Here is a 15,810-nt window from a genome sequence, read left to right as displayed (position 1 = left end):
TGCCCAAGGCATCGGCATCAATCGTTTTCCGGATCGAGCAGGCGATGCATGTGAACGATGAAATAACGCATATGGGCGTTGTCGACGGTCATATGGGCCTTCGACTTCCAGGCAATGTGGGCGCTTTCGTAGTCAGGATAAATGCCGACGATATCGAGCTTGTCCAGGTCACGGAAATGAACATCGGTGAGAGTGGTCAGTTCACCACCAAAGACCAAATGCAGACGTTGTTTCTTCTCGGAGTCGTGAGCCATTGGAGTTCCATTTTTTTTAGGGTATGGGCGTTGGTTTGCGGCATTCGGCCAGAAAGGTCAATGGCCCTCAAGGGTCCTTGAGGCAGCAAGCAATCCCGGCAACGTCGCCTTCGACGCCGCGCAAAGAAGCCCATGAACGACATTGGGGCGATTGTAGGACAGGGCCCGAGATTCAAGCGTATTGAGCGCCCCGCCCGCCCTTTCGAGGATGAGGTCGGCGGCGGCGAGATCCCAGTCATGTGAGTTCTTCTTGACCACCGTGCCGTCGATCCGCCCGTCCGCAACCATTGCCAGCCTGTAGGCGAGCGAAGGCACATGCGGTACCCGCACGATGCCGTTGCGATAGGACGGTGCTAGGGCCGAGACGACGTCTTCGGCGACCGCCACATGCAGCGCTTCGCCATCGTGGACGTCGCGCACGCGAATGCCCGCACCGTTCTTCAGCGCCGGACCATCCACGGTTGCCTGAAACAGCTCGTCGAGCGCCGGCGCATAGAGCACACCGGCAACCGGCAGGCCACGGTGGACGACAGCGACGCTGACGCACCAGAGATCCTTGCCGGCGATGAAGGCGCGGGTACCGTCGATCGGGTCGATGACGAAGACCGTTTCGCGGGTGAGACGGCTCTCATCGTCGTCCGTCTCTTCCGACAGCCAGCCGTAGTGCGGCCGGGCGCCCAGCAGGCGGTCCCTAAGGATGTCGTTGGCGGCGATATCGGCCTCGCTGACCGGCGAACGCCCCTCGTTTTTCCAGCGCACATCGGGCTCGTTCCGAAAGTAAGTCAAAGCCGTTTCGCCGGCGGCGATCGCGGCGGAAAGGATCAGATCCAGATCCTCCTTCCACGTCGCGATCGATGGTGCTTTGTCTGACATTCAAATCCTTATGCGTCGGCATACGGCCGAACGTTTTTGTCATGGCATCGACGTCAGCAGCTCAGAGGCCGGCGAGCGTCATGCCTTCGATGGCGAGTGTCGGTGCGGCAACGCCGAACTTCCTGTCGATGTCGTCGGCCGGCGTGATCGCCATGAACATCTGCTTGAGGTTGGACGCGATCGTGACCTCGGACACGGCAAAAGTCAGCTCACCGTTCTCGATCCAGAAGCCTGAGGCGCCGCGGCTATATTCGCCGGTCACCATATTGACGCCCTGGCCGATCAGCTCGGTCACGTAGAAGCCGGTTCCGACACTGCGGATCAGGTCTTCGCGTGAAACCGAACCCGGTTCGAGCGCCAGGTTGGTGGAAGCCGGATTGACCGTCGGGCCGCCGCGCACGCCGCGGCCGTTGGTCTCAAGACCGAGTTCGCGCGCCGCGGAGGTCGACAGAAACCAATGGTTCAGCACGCCATCCTCGACCATCGTCAGCTTGGAGCCGCTGACGCCTTCGCCGTCGAACGGACGCGAAGAGGAGCCACGGACGATCAAGGGGTCGTCCGTCACCGACAGGCCGGCCTTCATGACCTGCTTGCCCATCATATCGCGCAGGAAACTGGTCTTGCGCGCGACGGATGCGCCGTTGATGGCGCCGGCGATATGCCCGACGAAGCCGCGCGCCATGCGCGGATCGAAAACAACAGTGACATTCCTGGCAGTCGGCACCTGGCGGGGGTTGATCCGCGCGACGGCACGCTCGCCCGCAAGCCGGCCGATTTCTTCGGCAGCACGCAATTCGTCGAAGTAGATGCGGCTGTCGTAGTCGTAGTCGCGCTCCATCTTCGTGCCTTCGCCGGCAATCGCGCTCACCGAACGGCCGAAGCGGGTCGCCATGTAGGAGCCGGAGAAACCATGCGAGGTCACGAGCACGAGCCCGCCCATGCCGGCGGAGGCACCTGCGCCGCTGGAGTTGGTGACACCAGACACCGCAAGGGCAGCCTCTTCCGCGGCGAGTGCCGCCTCGGTCAGGGCGTCCGTCGAAACTTCGCGATCGTCGAAAAGCTCGAGATCCGGGTAGCATTTCGCCAGCCGGTCCGGATCGGCAAGCGAAGCGAAGGGATCTTCGGGCGATGCCTTGGCCATCGCCACGGCCCGCTCGGCGAGCACCTTCAGGTCGAACCCGGGATTGGCCGAAACGCTGGCGACGCGGTTGCCGACAAAGACGCGCAGCGAGAAGTCGTCGCTTTCGGATGCTTCGGTTGCTTCGACCTTGCCGAGGCGAACCGAGACGGAACGGGAGCGCCCGCGAACGACGACGGCGTCAGCGGCGTCGGCACCTGCCTTGCGGGCAAGATCCACCAGTTCGGCGGCGCGTTTTTCGAGGGAGGCGGAATCGATCGTTTCTGACATGATGTGGCCTTTCATTCCTGCCCCATTTATTGTGCACTGAAGCATGCATCAAGGGCATTGGCATGATTCCCGCCCATACACTGCCCCATACACTGCAATGACACTCCCGCCGAAACCTCTGCCTGCCTGGGCAGGACGAGGCCATATCGAAAGCAATCAGCATGACGACGACCCCGATCATCTACTCCCAGGCGTTGATATTGCTCGGGGGCGCAGTCATCGCGGCGCCACTGTTCAAGCGTCTCGGGCTTGGCACGATCCTCGGCTATCTCGCGGCCGGGATCCTGATCGGCCCGGTTGCCCAGAGCATCACCGATGGCGAAGAGATCCTGCACGGTTCCGAACTCGGCGTCGTCTTCCTGCTCTTCATCATCGGGCTGGAACTGAAGCCGTCGCGGCTTTGGCAGCTGCGGCGCGACATCTTCGGTCTCGGCACGGCGCAAGTCCTCATCACCGGTGTGGTCCTGTCCTACGGGATCGCCCTGACCGGACTGCTCGATCATGCCGGAAGCATCGTCGCCGGCTTCGGCTTAGCGCTGTCGTCCACGGCCTTTGCCATGCAGATTCTCGATGAGGGCAACGACCGCAATACGCGCTTCGGCCAACGCGCCTTCTCGATCCTTCTGCTGCAGGATCTGGCGATTGTCCCGCTGCTTGCGCTGATCCCGCTTCTGGCGGCGCAAGCGCCGGAGGATACGACGCCGCCACTCGAAGACTTTGCCATCGCCATCACAGCGGTTGCGGTCCTTGTGGCCGCAGGCCGCTATCTACTCAACCCACTGTTCCAGATCATCGCCCGAACCGGCGCGCGCGACGTGATGATTGCCGCCGCCCTGCTGGTGGTCATGGGAGCGGCAACGCTGATGCAGATGGCCGGCCTTTCCATGGCCATGGGCGCCTTCCTTGCCGGCGTGCTCCTGGCAGAATCCTCCTATCGCCATGAACTTGAGGCCGATATCGAGCCCTTTCGCGGCATCCTGCAAGCCCTGTTCTTCATGGCCGTGGGCCTGTCGCTGCAACTTGACGTGATCATCGACAATTACCTGGTGATCATTGTTGCCGTACCTCTGCTGATGCTGGTGAAGAGCTTCATCCTCTACTGGCTCTGCCGCCTGGCCGCCTCGCATCACAACGATGCGGTGCGCGTCAGCTTGCTCTTGCCGCAAGGCGGCGAATTCGGCTTCGTCCTGTTTACTGCTGGAGCGGTCGCTGGCGTCTTCTCGCCGGGCAGCGCATCGCTGCTCGTCGCCATCGTTACGCTTTCGATGGCGCTGACCCCGATCGCCTCCATGCTCGCCCCGCGCCTCATGCGCGAACAGGACGAGATGGCCGACGAAATGGAGGAGGACTTCGAAGGTGCTGATGCCGACGTGCTGATGATCGGCTTTTCGCGTTTCGGCCAGATCGCCGCGCAGATCCTGCTTGCCGGCGGTCGCGACGTGACGATCATCGACCACTCGGCCGCGCGTGTTCGCCAGGCGGCGACCTTCGGCTTCCGGATCTACTTCGGCGACGGCAACCGGCTCGACGTGCTGCGTGCCGCCGGCATCGAGCGGGCGAAGCTCATCGCCATCTGCACGCAAAAGAAGGAAACGACCGACCGGATCGTCGATCTGGTTCAGGCCGAATATCCGGACGCCCGTATCTTCGCGCGATCCTACGACCGGCTGCATACGCTCGAACTGAGGGCGAAGGGCGTCGACTACGAGCTGCGCGAAACCTTCGAGTCCGGCCTGCTCTTCGGTCGAAAGACGCTGGAGGCGCTGGGCGTCGGCAACGAAGAGGCGCTCGCCATCATGGACGATATCCGCAAGCGCGACGAGGCCCGCCTGGTGCTGCAGGAGGCAGAGGGCATCACCGCCGGGCGCGACATGCTGCATTCGCAGCCCGTGCGTCCCGAGCCGCTGGTCAAGCCCAAGCGCGACGTCGATCATTCCTCGGAAACGGGCGAGAGCATCCTGCCGGGATTGCCGGCTGACGAGCGGGAAAGCGCCTAGAACATTTCCAGGAAAAGGCGAAGCGGTTTTCCGTCAGGCAATGTGTTAAAATAGGGAGATAGAGCGTTTCTGCGGCTCTGTCGCTCTAACAGAAACGGCGACCGGCCGACAGCCTTATCCGGAGACGCCGGCCACCTTCATTCGCTCCTCAAGCGTCCGCTTGAACTGATCCTTGATGCCGGCGGTCGCCGCCAGGACTTCCTTTGCGCGCAGAAAATCCATCACCCGATAGCGGCCGACATCCGGCCGCAGCAGGATATCCGGCGCACCTTCCTTCAGTTTCATGGCGATGATCGACTGCATCATCAGCTGGCTGGCGCCGAACAGGCTGTCGATGCGGCTGGGGATCGTCTCGCCATCACCGTCCGGGCCGCCGACGACATCGACGCCGACGACGATCTCAGCAAGGCCGCGAAGATGATCGAAGGGGATGGGATTGTAGATGCCGCCATCGATCATCACCCGGCCGTCGATCTTGACCGGCATGAAGACCGCAGGCAGGGCTGCGGACGCCGCCAGCGCCTTCTGCAGGTCGCCTGTCGCGCAGATGTGCTCGGTCTGGCCATAGTAGTCGGTAACGACAACTTTGAGCGGAATATCCAGTTCTGAAAACGTCGCGGGGATGGCTTCGGGCAGGAACGCCTTCAAGACGCGCTCGATGTTGAACTGACCGAAACGAAAGCCGTTGGTCATCGCTTCCGACCAGCTAGCCGGTCGCAACTGCCACAGGCGATTGACGACCTCGCGGCGGTGGCCAACCGTCGCAAGCGTGTGTTCCCGGATTTCCTTGCCGCTGAGGCCCGCCGCCATACCGGCGCCCATGATGGCGCCGATCGACGAGCCGGCGATGACAACAGGGCGAATGCCCAACTCGTCGAAAGCCTCGATGACATGGATATGGGCGAGCCCGCGGGCACCGCCGCCGCCAAGCGCCAGCGCGACCGACGGTTCGCTCGCGCTGACCGGCGAAATATCCGCGGTGGAAACGTCCTGCTTCATCGACCTGCACCTCAGTTCAGCCGGCAGTCTAACTTTGCAAGCGAATCAAAAGTGTGACGTCAGACGCCACGGAAGCGGTAGAAATGCATGCGTGTATCGCCGAACACCCTGACGTCCAGCCGCTCGAAAACGGCTGTTGGCGCAGGCTGAACGTCGGCACGCTCCTCCAGCACGACAAGGGCATTCGGAACCAGCCAATTGCCGAGAGCCGCCGACGCCAACGCCTTCTCTCCCAATCCCATCGCGTAGGGTGGATCTGCAAAGACCAGGTGGAACGGCTCCATCGTGCCGACGGAACCGAGGCTGGTCGCATCCCTGCGGAAGACCTTGGCGCGACCTTGCAGGCCGAACGCCTCGATATTGTTCTGCAGGAGACCCCTGCCCTCGACGCCCTGTTCGACGAAGAGTGCCTGACGGCACCCCCGCGACAGGGCCTCGAGGCCCACGGCTCCGGTGCCGGCAAAAAGATCCAGCACCCGGGTGCCATCGAGAGCCTCCGGATACGAATGGCTCAGGATGTTGAACAGGCTTTCGCGCGTCCGGTCGGTGGTCGGACGGATATCATTCGACTTGGGCGTAGCCAGACTGCGGCCACGGAACTCTCCGCCGACAATGCGCACGACCGCTTAGTTTCCTCTGCCGCGCGGCTTGCCGCCGGCCGGGCGCCCACCGCCACCGGGACGGCCGCCACCACCGGGCCTGCCGCCGCCGCCAGCCGGTTTTCCGCCACCGGGCTTGCCGCCACGCGGACCACCCGAGCGTTCACCAAAGGATTTGCCGCCGGATGGCTTGCCACCGAAGGACTTACCGCGAGGCTTATCGCCGAACGGGCGGTCACCGCCTTCGCGGCGTGGCGGACGATCGCCCTCGGCGCGCGGGGTTCTCGGCTTGTCGGAATAGCTGCGCGGACCACCTTCGGCGCGGGCAGGCCGATCGCCACGTGGGCGGTCGCCATCTTCGCGACGTGCAGGCCGGTCGCCTTCAGCGCGCGGGAACCGCGGCTTGTCGGAGAAGCTGCGCGGTCCTCCTTCTGAACGGGCCGGCCGATCGCCGCCTTCGCGACGCGGGGGACGATCACCGTGATCGCGCGACCTGCGGTCTCCGGCATCGCCCGACTTGCGCCGGCCGAAGCCGCCATCACGGCCTTCATCCTTGCCGCGGCGTGCGGGTTCGCTGGCGCTGATCCATTCGCCCTCTTCATCCCGGCGCTTGACCGGTGCGGCGGAAGCCGGACGGTCGAAGTCCCTGGGCGCACCGCCCTTGCGGTCGGGATCGAACTTGCCGGATGACTTCGTCGCAAATCCATCCTTCGTGCGGCCGTAGCGTTTGGTCTTCGGAGCGCCATCCGGGCGCTCGCGACGGGCCGGCGTTGCCGAGGCATCGCCTTCAGCGGACTTCGGCTTCTTCTCGGCCAGCGGACGCGCACCGGGCGCCATCCACACATTGGCCGTGCGGGCGCGTTGCGCCGGCGTGCGCTTCGGCCGATCCTCGAACTTGGCGTCGCCGCGCTCTTCGCGGGGGCCACCCTTGCCGCGGGGACCTTCCTTACCACGCGGCCCATCCTTGCCACGGCCACCGTCGCGGCGGTCGTCACGACGGGTATCAAGACGGGAAAGCGCGCGCTCGCGCTTGTCTTCCGGCTTTTCCCAGCGGTTGGCACGCTCGGGCTTGCGGGTGTCGGAGGCTTCGCCTTCCGGCGCTTCGCCAGGAAGGGTTGCCGACTGATCGTTGTAGAGCGGCGCGTCGAAGTTCGCCTTGGCGTCTTCGATCAGGCGCGGGCCGAGCTGGTCGCGCAGCGTCCGGCCACGGATTTCCTGCACATGGCCTTCCGGCAATTCGCCGAGCTGGAACGGGCCGTAGGAGATACGGATAAGGCGGTTGACGTCGAGCCCGAGCGCGCCGAGCACGTTCTTGATCTCACGGTTCTTGCCTTCGCGCAGACCCATCGTGATCCAGACGTTCGAACCCTGCACACGGTCGAGCGTCGCTTCGATGCCGCCGTAAAGCACGCCGTCGACGGCAATGCCGTCCTTCAGCTTGTCCAGTTCGTCCTGGTCGATTTCGCCATGGGCGCGCACGCGGTAGCGGCGCAGCCAGCCGGTCGACGGAAGTTCGAGCACGCGGGCAAGCCCGCCGTCGTTGGTCAAAAGCAGCAGGCCTTCGGTGTTGATGTCGAGGCGGCCGATCGATAGAACGCGCGGCAGCTCGTCCGGCAGGTTGTCAAAGACCGTCGGGCGGCCCTCCGGGTCGGCATTGGTGGTCACCAGTCCGGCCGGCTTGTGGTAGAGCCACAGACGGGTGCGCTCGATGCCGCGGATCGGATTTCCGTCGACTTCGATGCTGTCGGCCAGTGTCGCGTTGACAACAGGCGTGTCGAGAATGACGCCGTTGAGCTTCACCCGACCTTCCATGATCATGCGTTCGATATCGCGGCGCGAGGCAACGCCGGCGCGCGCCAGGATTTTGGAGATGCGCTGCGGCTCGTCGCTGCTTGCGGCGGCGGGCTTCGGGCCTGCCTTGGGCGGCCGCGAGGCACCGGCTTCAGGCGCTGCCGCCTTCTTGCCAGCGAATTGAGGTTTCTTGTCCCGGCCAGCGGGCTTGCCGCCAGGCCGCGTGGGCTTGTCTTTGGATGTCATTTGTGTTGCCTGCCTTTTGCGGCTGTCCTATCAGGTCGGAGCCCGTGGGTTAAGAGAAATTATTGTTTGAGCGATGGCTGATACGACACGCTTCATGGATGCGGCCCTCGAAGAGGCCAAAAAGGCGGGCCAACGTGGCGAGGTGCCGATCGGCGCCGTCGTCGTTTTCAACGGCGAGATCATCGCGCGCGCCGGAAACCGAACCCGCGAACTCAACGATATCACCGCCCATGCCGAGGTCGTTGCGATCCGCGAAGCGTCCATGGTGCTCAACGACGAACGGCTGACGGGCGCCGACCTCTATGTCACCCTGGAGCCCTGCACCATGTGCGCGGCAGCGATTTCCTTTGCCCGCATCCGTCGCCTCTACTACGGCGCCGAAGACCCCAAGGGTGGCGCGGTCGATAGCGGCGTGCGCTTTTACGGCTCGCCGACATGCCACCACGTGCCCGATGTCTATTCCGGGCTTGCCGAGCGCGAAGCCGCTGACATTCTCAGGGATTTTTTTGCCGGGAAACGCTAAGTGAGCGAACTCTCAGCCGGCTGCGAAAGACTCTAGCGCCGCACCCGCAAGCCGGTAGCGCGTCCACTCCGACATCGGTTCGGCGCCGACGGCTTCGTAAACGCGGATTGCCGGCTCGTTCCAATCGAGCACGCTCCATTCGAAACGACCACAGCCTTCCTCGACGGCGATCTTGGCGAGATGCTTCAACAGCATCTTGCCCGCGCCGGAGCCGCGGCAATCCGGCGTTACGTAGAGGTCTTCGAGATAAAGCCCCTTGCGCGCCTGCCAGGTGGAGTAGTTGTAGAACCACATGGCAAAGCCAGCCGGCTTTCCGTCCTTCTCGCAGATCACCGCACGGGTGAGCGCATCCGGGCCAAAGAGCGAGGCCTGCAACTGCTCGACCGTCGCCTCGACTTCGTCGGGCGCCTTCTCGTAGGTGGCCAGTTCTGTGATGAAGCGCAGGATGGTTTCCGCGTCTTCCGGTCGCGCGTCGCGAATGCTGATCGTCATGGTTTAAAAGGGCCAGTACCACTTGCTGCCGGAATTCTTGATCTGCGCTTCCTTCTTGCGGCGGCGCTCCTTGAGCTTTTCCGGCTCACCAAGGTCGGCTTCCGAAGCTTCCGGAAGGCGGCGGTATTCGAGCGGCGGATCGCTCAGGAAGCGGCGCTTGTCGGCGTAGGCACCCATCTCGATCTTGCGCGCGTCGCGATAGGCTTGCTGCTGCTCCTTGGCCGAAAGGCGGCGGCCATTGGCGCTGGCCTTTGCGAGTGGCGAGACGTAGTTTGGGTTGTCCTTGTTGGCGTCGGCTTCTTCGCGCAGACGGTTGCGCGCCTCTTCCGGAGATTCGACCCACTCCGGATTGGCTTCGCGACTGGCGAGCGACTTCTGCGGCTCCACGAGGGCGGTCTGCTGGCCGGTAGGCGGCAGCACCAGGCCGGGGCGCGGCTGGTACTTGACCGGATCACGCTTCGTCGGGGTAAAGCTCACAGCGCTTCCGAGATCGTCGATCAACTGCTCGCCAGCCGATTTGTCGGTGCCGTAGGTCGGACCGCCGATGCAGCCGGAAAGTACCAGGCCGCTCGTCATAATGGCGGCAACGCTAGCAAACAGTCGCAACTCTCGCGTCATTTCCATGAAATTCCTTCTAGCCGGCCACCGTCACGTGCGCGGCCACTCAGCGCCATGGCGGATAAATCCGCCAAATTTCGGGCAGGTTTTACCGGATGAATGCGGTAAGCGCAATTCATCCGGTAAATGATCCCTTAAGCCTTGAAGCCAAGTTCCCGCAGGGCGGCGGCATCGCGGGCAGACACCTCAGGGTAGAGTGCATCCGAACCGACATCGGTCGTGATCCGCCAGGAGCGGGCGCACTTGCGGCCAACGGCGGCCTCCGGAACGACGCCAACCTTGGCGACCTCAGGCAGACGGAAGGCGTCGGCAGGGCCCTCGCCCGCCTCGACGGTGATCGCCGACGTGATGCAGATCTCGGCGAAGTCTTCGCCTTCGAGCGCCTTCAACAGCTCCGGATCGGCGATGTAGACGACGGGAGCCGCCTCCAGCGACGAGCCGATACGCTTCTCGCGACGCTCGATTTCAAGCGCCCCGGTCACGACCGTGCGCACCGCGCGGATCTTTTCCCACTTCGCCTCGAGGGCGTCGTTCTTCCATTCCGCCGGGATCGCCGGGAACTGCTCGAGATGGACCGAGACAGCGTCAGGCTTGCGCGACAGCCATGCTTCTTCGCAGGTGAAGGGCAGCATCGGCGCGAGCCACAGCACCAGGCAATCGAACAGCTTGCGGATCACCGCAAGCGCCGACCGGCGACGAAGGCTCGACGGTGCGTCGCAATAGAGCGCATCCTTGCGCACGTCGAAATAGAACGCGGAGAGTTCGACGTTCGAGAAATCGATCAGAGCGCGGGCGATCCTCTTGAAGTCGAACGCGTCATAACCTTCACGAACGACCTGGTCGAGTTCGGCCAGGCGATGCAGCATCAGTTTTTCCAGCTCGGGCAGCTCGGCGTGGGCGACTTCCTCGCCCTTGTCGTGCGCCAGCGTGCCCAGCATCCAGCGGATGGTATTGCGCAGCTTGCGATAGGCGTCGATGTTGGTCTGGATGATCGTCTTGCCGAGGCGCTGATCTTCCCAATAGTCCGTCGTCATCACCCAGAGGCGCAGGATGTCGGCGCCGGCATCCTTCATCACTTCCTGCGGCGTGACGGTGTTGCCCTTCGACTTCGACATCTTCTCGCCCTTCTCATCCATGGTGAAACCATGAGTGACAACGGCGTTGTAGGGCGCACGGCCGCGCGTTGCGCAGGATTCGAGCAGCGACGAATGGAACCAGCCGCGGTGCTGGTCGGAGCCTTCGAGATAGACGTCAGCCGGCCACTTCAGATCCGGACGATCTTCGAGCGTGAAGGTATGCGTCGAGCCTGAATCGAACCAGACGTCGAGAATGTCCATGACCTGGTGCCACTTCTCGTGGTCGTGGTCATTACCGAGGAAGCGATCCTTGGCACCTTCGGCGAACCAGGCATCGGCGCCTTCCTGCTCGAAGGCTTCGAGAATGCGGGCGTTGACGGCCTCATCGACAAGGATCTCGCCCTGCTCGTCGGCAAAGATCGCGATCGGAACGCCCCAGGCACGCTGGCGCGAGAGCACCCAGTCCGGACGTCCCTCGATCATCGCACGCAGGCGGTTCTGGCCGGCGCCGGGGACGAAGCGGGTATCGTCGATGGCCGACAGGGCGCGCGAGCGCAGCGTCGTGCCGTCGCCGAAGCCCTTGTCCATGTAGACGAACCACTGCGGCGTGTTGCGGAAGATCACCGGCTTCTTGGAACGCCAGGAATGCGGATAGGAATGCTTCAGACGGCCGCGGGCAAACAGCGCGTGACGGGCGATCAGCGCCTTGATGACGCGATCATTGGCATCGCCCTTCTTGCCCTTGTCGTCGAGCACGCGGCCGGCGCCACCTTCGGCGTCCGGGCCGAAGCCATGGGCGTCGGCGGTGAAATAACCGGCGTCGTCGACGGTGAACGGAATTGCCGAGGAGATGCCGCGGGCTTCAAGCGCGCGGGCATTGTCCATCCAGGCGTCAAAGTCCTCGCGGCCGTGGCTCGGCGCCGTGTGCACGAAGCCGGTGCCGGCGTCGTCGGTGACATGGTCGCCATCGAGCAACGGCACCTTGAACGCGTAACCGCCACCCAGCCCATGCAGCGGATGGGCGCAGGTGACGGCGGCCAGTTCAGCGCCCTCGATGTCGCGGACGAAATTGAAGGTGAGCTTCGCCTTGGCGGCGGACTCGTCTGCCAGACGTTTGGCGAAGATCAGCTTTTCGCCGGGCTGCGGACCGAAATCGTTCTCTGCAGTCGCAACCTCGTAGAGACCATAGGCGTAACGCGAGGAGAAGGCGATGGCGCGGTTGCCGGGGATCGTCCAGGGTGTGGTCGTCCAGATCACGACGAAGGTGCCTGCAAGATCTGCCGAGCCTTCGGTGACCGGGAACTTCACCCAGATCATGTCGCTTTCGACGTCGGCATATTCGACTTCGGCTTCGGCCAGCGCCGTGCGCTCGACGACCGACCACATCACCGGCTTGGAGCCGCGATAGAGCTGCCCCATCTTGGCGATTTTCATCAGTTCGCCGGCGATGCGGGCTTCGGCGTGGAAGTTCATCGTCGTATAGGGGTTGTCGAAGTCGCCCTCAATGCCGAGGCGCTTGAACTCTTCCGCCTGGATCTGGATCCAGCCCGCAGCGAAGTCGCGGCATTCCTTGCGGAACTCGTTAACCGGGACCTCGTCCTTGTTCTGGCCCTTCTCGCGATACTTCTCCTCGATCTTCCATTCGATCGGCAGGCCGTGGCAATCCCAGCCCGGCACGTAGTTGGCGTCGAAGCCGCGCATCTGGAACGAGCGGTTGATGACGTCCTTGAGGATCTTGTTCAGCGCATGGCCGATATGGATGTTGCCGTTGGCGTAGGGAGGGCCGTCATGCAGCACGAATTTCTCGCGACCGGCGGCCGAGGCACGCAGCTTCTTGTAGAGACCCATCTTCTGCCAGCGGGAAACCGTTTCGGGCTCCTTCTGCGGCAGGCCGGCACGCATCGGAAACTCCGTCTGCGGCAGATAGAGGGTGGAGGAATAGTCGATCTTCTCAGCGGTATCTGTCATGGTCTTTGCAATCGTCTTTTCCGCGCGGATCATCGCGCATGCGAAAGGGTTCGGTATCCGGCGCATAACCCTGAAATCGGGATCGATTTTCGGAAAAGGATCATGCGCAGCTTCAAAGTGTTCGAGCTACCTTAGCGTGTCCAAGAGACGCGCGGCGCTCCAGAGATGACTGAGGCGTTGGAAACGCCGAAATCCCGGACCTTCCGGCGGCCTAGTGCGCGCGGAAAGCCGGGCCAATAATTCGCTGATCGATGGTCAGTCGACGGTGCCGGGTCATGGTGGCCGGTTGTTTAAGGCGTTTTCGGCCTTTTGAAAAGGTCCGCCGCTTCGGCGCGACGGATTTCTTTAGGCGAAGTTGATCCGGCGATCGATATCGCTCAAGGGCGTGACGCCGGAGAGCAACGCCCTCGCCTCGTCTTCGTCCTTTCGGATCTGCGCCACCAGCGGGTCGAGCCCGTCGAACTTCAGCTCGTCGCGCAGGTGGCCGAAGAACGAAACCGAACAGACCTCGCCGTAGAGATCGCCGGAAAAATCGAAGACGAAGGTTTCAAGCAACGCCTCGCCGTCGCTGTCGACGGTCGGACGCCGGCCAAAGCTGGCAACGCCATCATAGAGCGAGCCGTCAGCCCGGCGGAAGCGCACGGCATAGATGCCGGTTCTAAGTTCGACCTCGGGCGGTAGACGCATGTTGGCCGTGGGATAGCCGAGGGTCCGCCCGAGTTTTTTGCCGTCGATTACTTCGGCCTCGACCGTGTAGCGATAGCCGAGCAAGCCGGCCGCGTGAGAAACGTCGCCCTGGCCGAGCAGCGAGCGAATGAAGCTCGAGGAGATCACCGAGGCATTCTCATCGCGGAAGGCGTCGACCAGGGTGACGCCGAAGCCGTTTTCGCCGCCCGCCGCCATCAGAAAGGCGGGACCGCCTTCGCGCCCCTTGCCGAAATGGAAATCGAACCCGGTGACCACATGCGAGGCATGCAGCCACTCCAGGAGCACCCGATGGATGAAATCGGACGCGGAAAGTTCGGAGAAGGTGCGATCGAACGGGTATTCGATGACGGCGCCAAACCCCATGCCTTCGAGGATACGGGCTTTCAGCGGTGCGGGCGTCAGCCGGAAGACCGGCGTGTCTGGCCGAAAGACCGTGCGCGGATGCGGCTCGAAGGTCAACACCAGTGCGGGAACGCCGCGTGCCGCGGCTTCTTCCAGCGCTCGCTCCAGCACGGATTGGTGGCCGCGGTGAACACCGTCGAAATTGCCGATGGCGACAACGCCGCCACGCAGACGCTCGGGCAGCGGGTCGCGGGTTTCGTTGCGATGAAAAACCGTCATCTCGATCTTCCCGTCAGGCGAGCCTGGGCATCCACCACTTCGGCGAAGCACCTTCCTTCCTCAGGAAGGCAGTAAGCTTCGCCTCGTCGGTGCGGCTTTCGTTCATGTATTCTTGCGCGTGAATACCGGCACTGATGTAAAGCAGATCGAAGCCGGCATCCTGGGCGCCCTTGACATCGGTCGGCATACCGTCGCCGACGGCGATGACACGCGACAGATCGAGTGGACCGCGAACGGCCTTGGCTTCCGTCAGCGCGGCACGGTAGATGGAGATATAGGGCTTTCCGGCGATCCGGGCTTCGCCGCCGAGCTCCTCGTAAAGCTTGGCGATGGCGCCGGCACAGGGGATCAGCCGGTGGCCGCGCTCGACCACCAGGTCCGGATTGGCGCAGATGAACGGGATCTTGCGCTTGGCAAGTCCGGTCAGCGTCGCGCGATAGTGCTCCGGCGTTTCGGTTTCATCGTCGTAGAAGCCGGCGCAGACGACGGTCTCTGCATCTTCCGACGAGACGATCTCGGTGCCGAGCCCTTCGAGCAACGGCAGATCGCGTTCGGCGCCGATGAAGAAAATCTTCTTGTCGGCTGCGGCGATCAAGGTGCGGGTCACATCGCCCGACGTGACGATGCGATCATAGGCTTCATCGGGAACGCCCAGCCCGCGGATCTGTACCTTGACGCTGGGGCTTGGCCGGGGAGAATTGGTGATGAGGACAACCGTAAGCCCTGCTGCACGCGCTTCCGCCAGGGCCTCGCAGGCCGACGCAAACGCCTGAACGCCGTTGTGGAGAACACCCCAGACGTCACAGAGCACGACGTCATAGCGCCCTGCGATTTCCCGAAAACTGTTGATCCTTGCGGCCATGCGGGCTTCCTGCAAACTCGGTTTCCGGCTTGCATGGCAAGGAAGGGCCGAGAATACAAGCCTCGCGCCTAGAAAATCGCCGCCATTCCCAAGGATTCGGCGCCCGCCCCTCCCTCATGCCGAGGAGACGGTCCACGGGACATCAGCGTCAGGGCCTGCCGACCCCGAGGCTCATGATAACAACCGGATCGGGCAGCGAGACCAGGCAAATCCTCGATATCGGATCTGCCCAAATTCCGACCGCTTCATGCAATAGGCAGGCAAACGTTCCGGCCCGGCCGCCGTTCGTTGCCTGTCATCAGCCGCCGATAATCATGTCGCCTGAAATTTTTTGAACGGCCAATCCTTGACTCGTCCCGGACCCAGCCTTATCTCGGCCTCGCTAGCACTCGACAAAAGAGAGTGCTAACACCCATCCATCGGGTCGTTGAGCGATCCGTAGTGTCATTTGATCGAGGGATTAGACTAATGGCAAGCACCAATTTCCGCCCGCTGCACGACCGCGTTGTCGTCCGCCGCGTCGAGTCTGAGGAAAAGACCAAGGGCGGCATCATCATTCCGGACACCGCTAAGGAAAAGCCGCAGGAAGGCGAAATCGTCGCTGTTGGCTCGGGCGCCCGTGACGAAAGCGGCAAGGTTGTTGCTCTCGACGTCAAGGCTGGCGACCGCGTTCTGTTCGGCAAGTGGTCGGGCACCGAAGTCAAGATCAACGGCGAAGACCTTCTCATCATGAAGGAAGCCGACATCATGGGCATCATCGGCTGATCTGCCGTCG

The 15,810-nt window shown here is 63.1% G+C and carries 14 protein-coding genes; 3 read left to right on the top strand and 11 right to left on the bottom strand.

The features are described 5' to 3' along the window. Positions 1-17: 17 nt before the first annotated feature. The 3 genes from IB264_RS03735 to IB264_RS03725 form a co-directional block, all read right to left on the bottom strand. Complete coding sequence (locus IB264_RS03735) at positions 18-254, bottom strand: DUF4170 domain-containing protein (RefSeq protein WP_025426070.1); 237 nt, start codon at positions 252-254, stop codon at positions 18-20. A 57-nt stretch (positions 255-311) separates the two neighbouring features. Continuing rightward, positions 312-1,127: a 3'(2'),5'-bisphosphate nucleotidase CysQ gene (locus tag IB264_RS03730; protein WP_025426069.1), complete on the bottom strand. Its 816-nt coding sequence runs from the start codon at positions 1,125-1,127 to the stop codon at positions 312-314. A gap of 61 nt (positions 1,128-1,188) precedes the next feature. Next, on the bottom strand, positions 1,189-2,535 hold the full coding sequence (locus IB264_RS03725; RefSeq protein WP_025426068.1) for a TldD/PmbA family protein: 1,347 nt from the start codon (positions 2,533-2,535) through the stop codon (positions 1,189-1,191). Between the two features lie 161 nt (positions 2,536-2,696). Here IB264_RS03725 and IB264_RS03720 point away from each other — a divergent pair, with 161 nt between their 5' ends. Then, positions 2,697-4,532 (top strand): monovalent cation:proton antiporter-2 (CPA2) family protein, encoded by a 1,836-nt coding sequence (locus tag IB264_RS03720; protein ID WP_025426067.1) that lies wholly within the window; start codon positions 2,697-2,699, stop codon positions 4,530-4,532. Between the two features lie 114 nt (positions 4,533-4,646). On the opposite strand, the gene IB264_RS03715 is transcribed toward IB264_RS03720, so the two are convergent. The 3 genes from IB264_RS03715 to IB264_RS03705 are packed head-to-tail and all read right to left on the bottom strand — an operon-like array spanning position 4,647 to position 8,167. After that, positions 4,647-5,531 carry a patatin-like phospholipase family protein gene (locus tag IB264_RS03715; protein ID WP_025426066.1) on the bottom strand — a complete coding sequence of 295 codons (885 nt, stop codon included), beginning with the start codon at positions 5,529-5,531 and terminating at the stop codon, positions 4,647-4,649. 59 nt (positions 5,532-5,590) lie between these two features. Further along, positions 5,591-6,151 carry a 16S rRNA (guanine(966)-N(2))-methyltransferase RsmD gene (gene rsmD / locus IB264_RS03710; RefSeq protein WP_025426065.1) on the bottom strand — a complete coding sequence of 187 codons (561 nt, stop codon included), beginning with the start codon at positions 6,149-6,151 and terminating at the stop codon, positions 5,591-5,593. 6 nt (positions 6,152-6,157) lie between these two features. Then, entirely contained in the window at positions 6,158-8,167 is a 2,010-nt protein-coding gene (locus IB264_RS03705) for a pseudouridine synthase (protein ID WP_025426064.1), read from the bottom strand. 73 nt (positions 8,168-8,240) lie between these two features. Here IB264_RS03705 and IB264_RS03700 point away from each other — a divergent pair, with 73 nt between their 5' ends. After that, entirely contained in the window at positions 8,241-8,690 is a 450-nt protein-coding gene (locus tag IB264_RS03700; RefSeq protein ID WP_025426063.1) for a nucleoside deaminase, read from the top strand. Positions 8,691-8,702: 12 nt separating this feature from the next. On the opposite strand, the gene IB264_RS03695 is transcribed toward IB264_RS03700, so the two are convergent. The 5 genes from IB264_RS03695 to IB264_RS03675 all read right to left on the bottom strand — a co-directional run bounded on the left by IB264_RS03695 (position 8,703) and on the right by IB264_RS03675 (position 15,035). Beyond that, complete coding sequence (locus IB264_RS03695; RefSeq protein WP_025426062.1) at positions 8,703-9,182, bottom strand: GNAT family N-acetyltransferase; 480 nt, start codon at positions 9,180-9,182, stop codon at positions 8,703-8,705. A 3-nt stretch (positions 9,183-9,185) separates the two neighbouring features. Beyond that, a complete protein-coding gene (locus IB264_RS03690; protein WP_025426061.1) occupies positions 9,186-9,806 on the bottom strand; it encodes a hypothetical protein in 621 nt (206 codons plus the stop codon). A 128-nt stretch (positions 9,807-9,934) separates the two neighbouring features. After that, complete coding sequence (gene ileS, locus IB264_RS03685; protein WP_025426060.1) at positions 9,935-12,844, bottom strand: isoleucine--tRNA ligase; 2,910 nt, start codon at positions 12,842-12,844, stop codon at positions 9,935-9,937. A gap of 345 nt (positions 12,845-13,189) precedes the next feature. Beyond that, positions 13,190-14,173: a bifunctional riboflavin kinase/FAD synthetase gene (locus IB264_RS03680; RefSeq protein ID WP_025426059.1), complete on the bottom strand. Its 984-nt coding sequence runs from the start codon at positions 14,171-14,173 to the stop codon at positions 13,190-13,192. Positions 14,174-14,186: 13 nt separating this feature from the next. Further along, positions 14,187-15,035 carry a TIGR01459 family HAD-type hydrolase gene (locus IB264_RS03675; RefSeq protein WP_025426058.1) on the bottom strand — a complete coding sequence of 283 codons (849 nt, stop codon included), beginning with the start codon at positions 15,033-15,035 and terminating at the stop codon, positions 14,187-14,189. A 468-nt stretch (positions 15,036-15,503) separates the two neighbouring features. Between IB264_RS03675 and groES the strand changes: the two genes are divergently transcribed. Continuing rightward, entirely contained in the window at positions 15,504-15,800 is a 297-nt protein-coding gene (gene groES, locus IB264_RS03670) for a co-chaperone GroES (protein ID WP_004675403.1), read from the top strand. Positions 15,801-15,810 lie beyond the last annotated feature (10 nt).

The sequence above is a fragment of the Ensifer sp. ENS11 genome (assembly GCF_014851895.1).
Classification (GTDB): Bacteria; Pseudomonadota; Alphaproteobacteria; order Rhizobiales; family Rhizobiaceae; genus Ensifer; species Ensifer canadensis.
Note: the sequence above shows the minus strand (reverse complement) of the source record. Positions and strands in the feature narration are given on the sequence as shown.

Coding starts and splice junctions, on each gene's coding strand:
- IB264_RS03680 (WP_025426059.1), bottom strand. CDS start 14,173: ATGACGGTTTTTCATCGCAACGAAACCCGCGACCCGCTGCCCGAGCGT.
- ileS (WP_025426060.1), bottom strand. CDS start 12,844: ATGACAGATACCGCTGAGAAGATCGACTATTCCTCCACCCTCTATCTG.
- IB264_RS03675 (WP_025426058.1), bottom strand. CDS start 15,035: ATGGCCGCAAGGATCAACAGTTTTCGGGAAATCGCAGGGCGCTATGAC.
- IB264_RS03720 (WP_025426067.1), top strand. CDS start 2,697: ATGACGACGACCCCGATCATCTACTCCCAGGCGTTGATATTGCTCGGG.
- IB264_RS03735 (WP_025426070.1), bottom strand. CDS start 254: ATGGCTCACGACTCCGAGAAGAAACAACGTCTGCATTTGGTCTTTGGT.
- IB264_RS03715 (WP_025426066.1), bottom strand. CDS start 5,531: ATGAAGCAGGACGTTTCCACCGCGGATATTTCGCCGGTCAGCGCGAGC.
- IB264_RS03730 (WP_025426069.1), bottom strand. CDS start 1,127: ATGTCAGACAAAGCACCATCGATCGCGACGTGGAAGGAGGATCTGGAT.
- IB264_RS03695 (WP_025426062.1), bottom strand. CDS start 9,182: ATGACGATCAGCATTCGCGACGCGCGACCGGAAGACGCGGAAACCATC.
- IB264_RS03725 (WP_025426068.1), bottom strand. CDS start 2,535: ATGTCAGAAACGATCGATTCCGCCTCCCTCGAAAAACGCGCCGCCGAA.
- IB264_RS03690 (WP_025426061.1), bottom strand. CDS start 9,806: ATGGAAATGACGCGAGAGTTGCGACTGTTTGCTAGCGTTGCCGCCATT.
- groES (WP_004675403.1), top strand. CDS start 15,504: ATGGCAAGCACCAATTTCCGCCCGCTGCACGACCGCGTTGTCGTCCGC.
- IB264_RS03700 (WP_025426063.1), top strand. CDS start 8,241: ATGGCTGATACGACACGCTTCATGGATGCGGCCCTCGAAGAGGCCAAA.
- IB264_RS03705 (WP_025426064.1), bottom strand. CDS start 8,167: ATGACATCCAAAGACAAGCCCACGCGGCCTGGCGGCAAGCCCGCTGGC.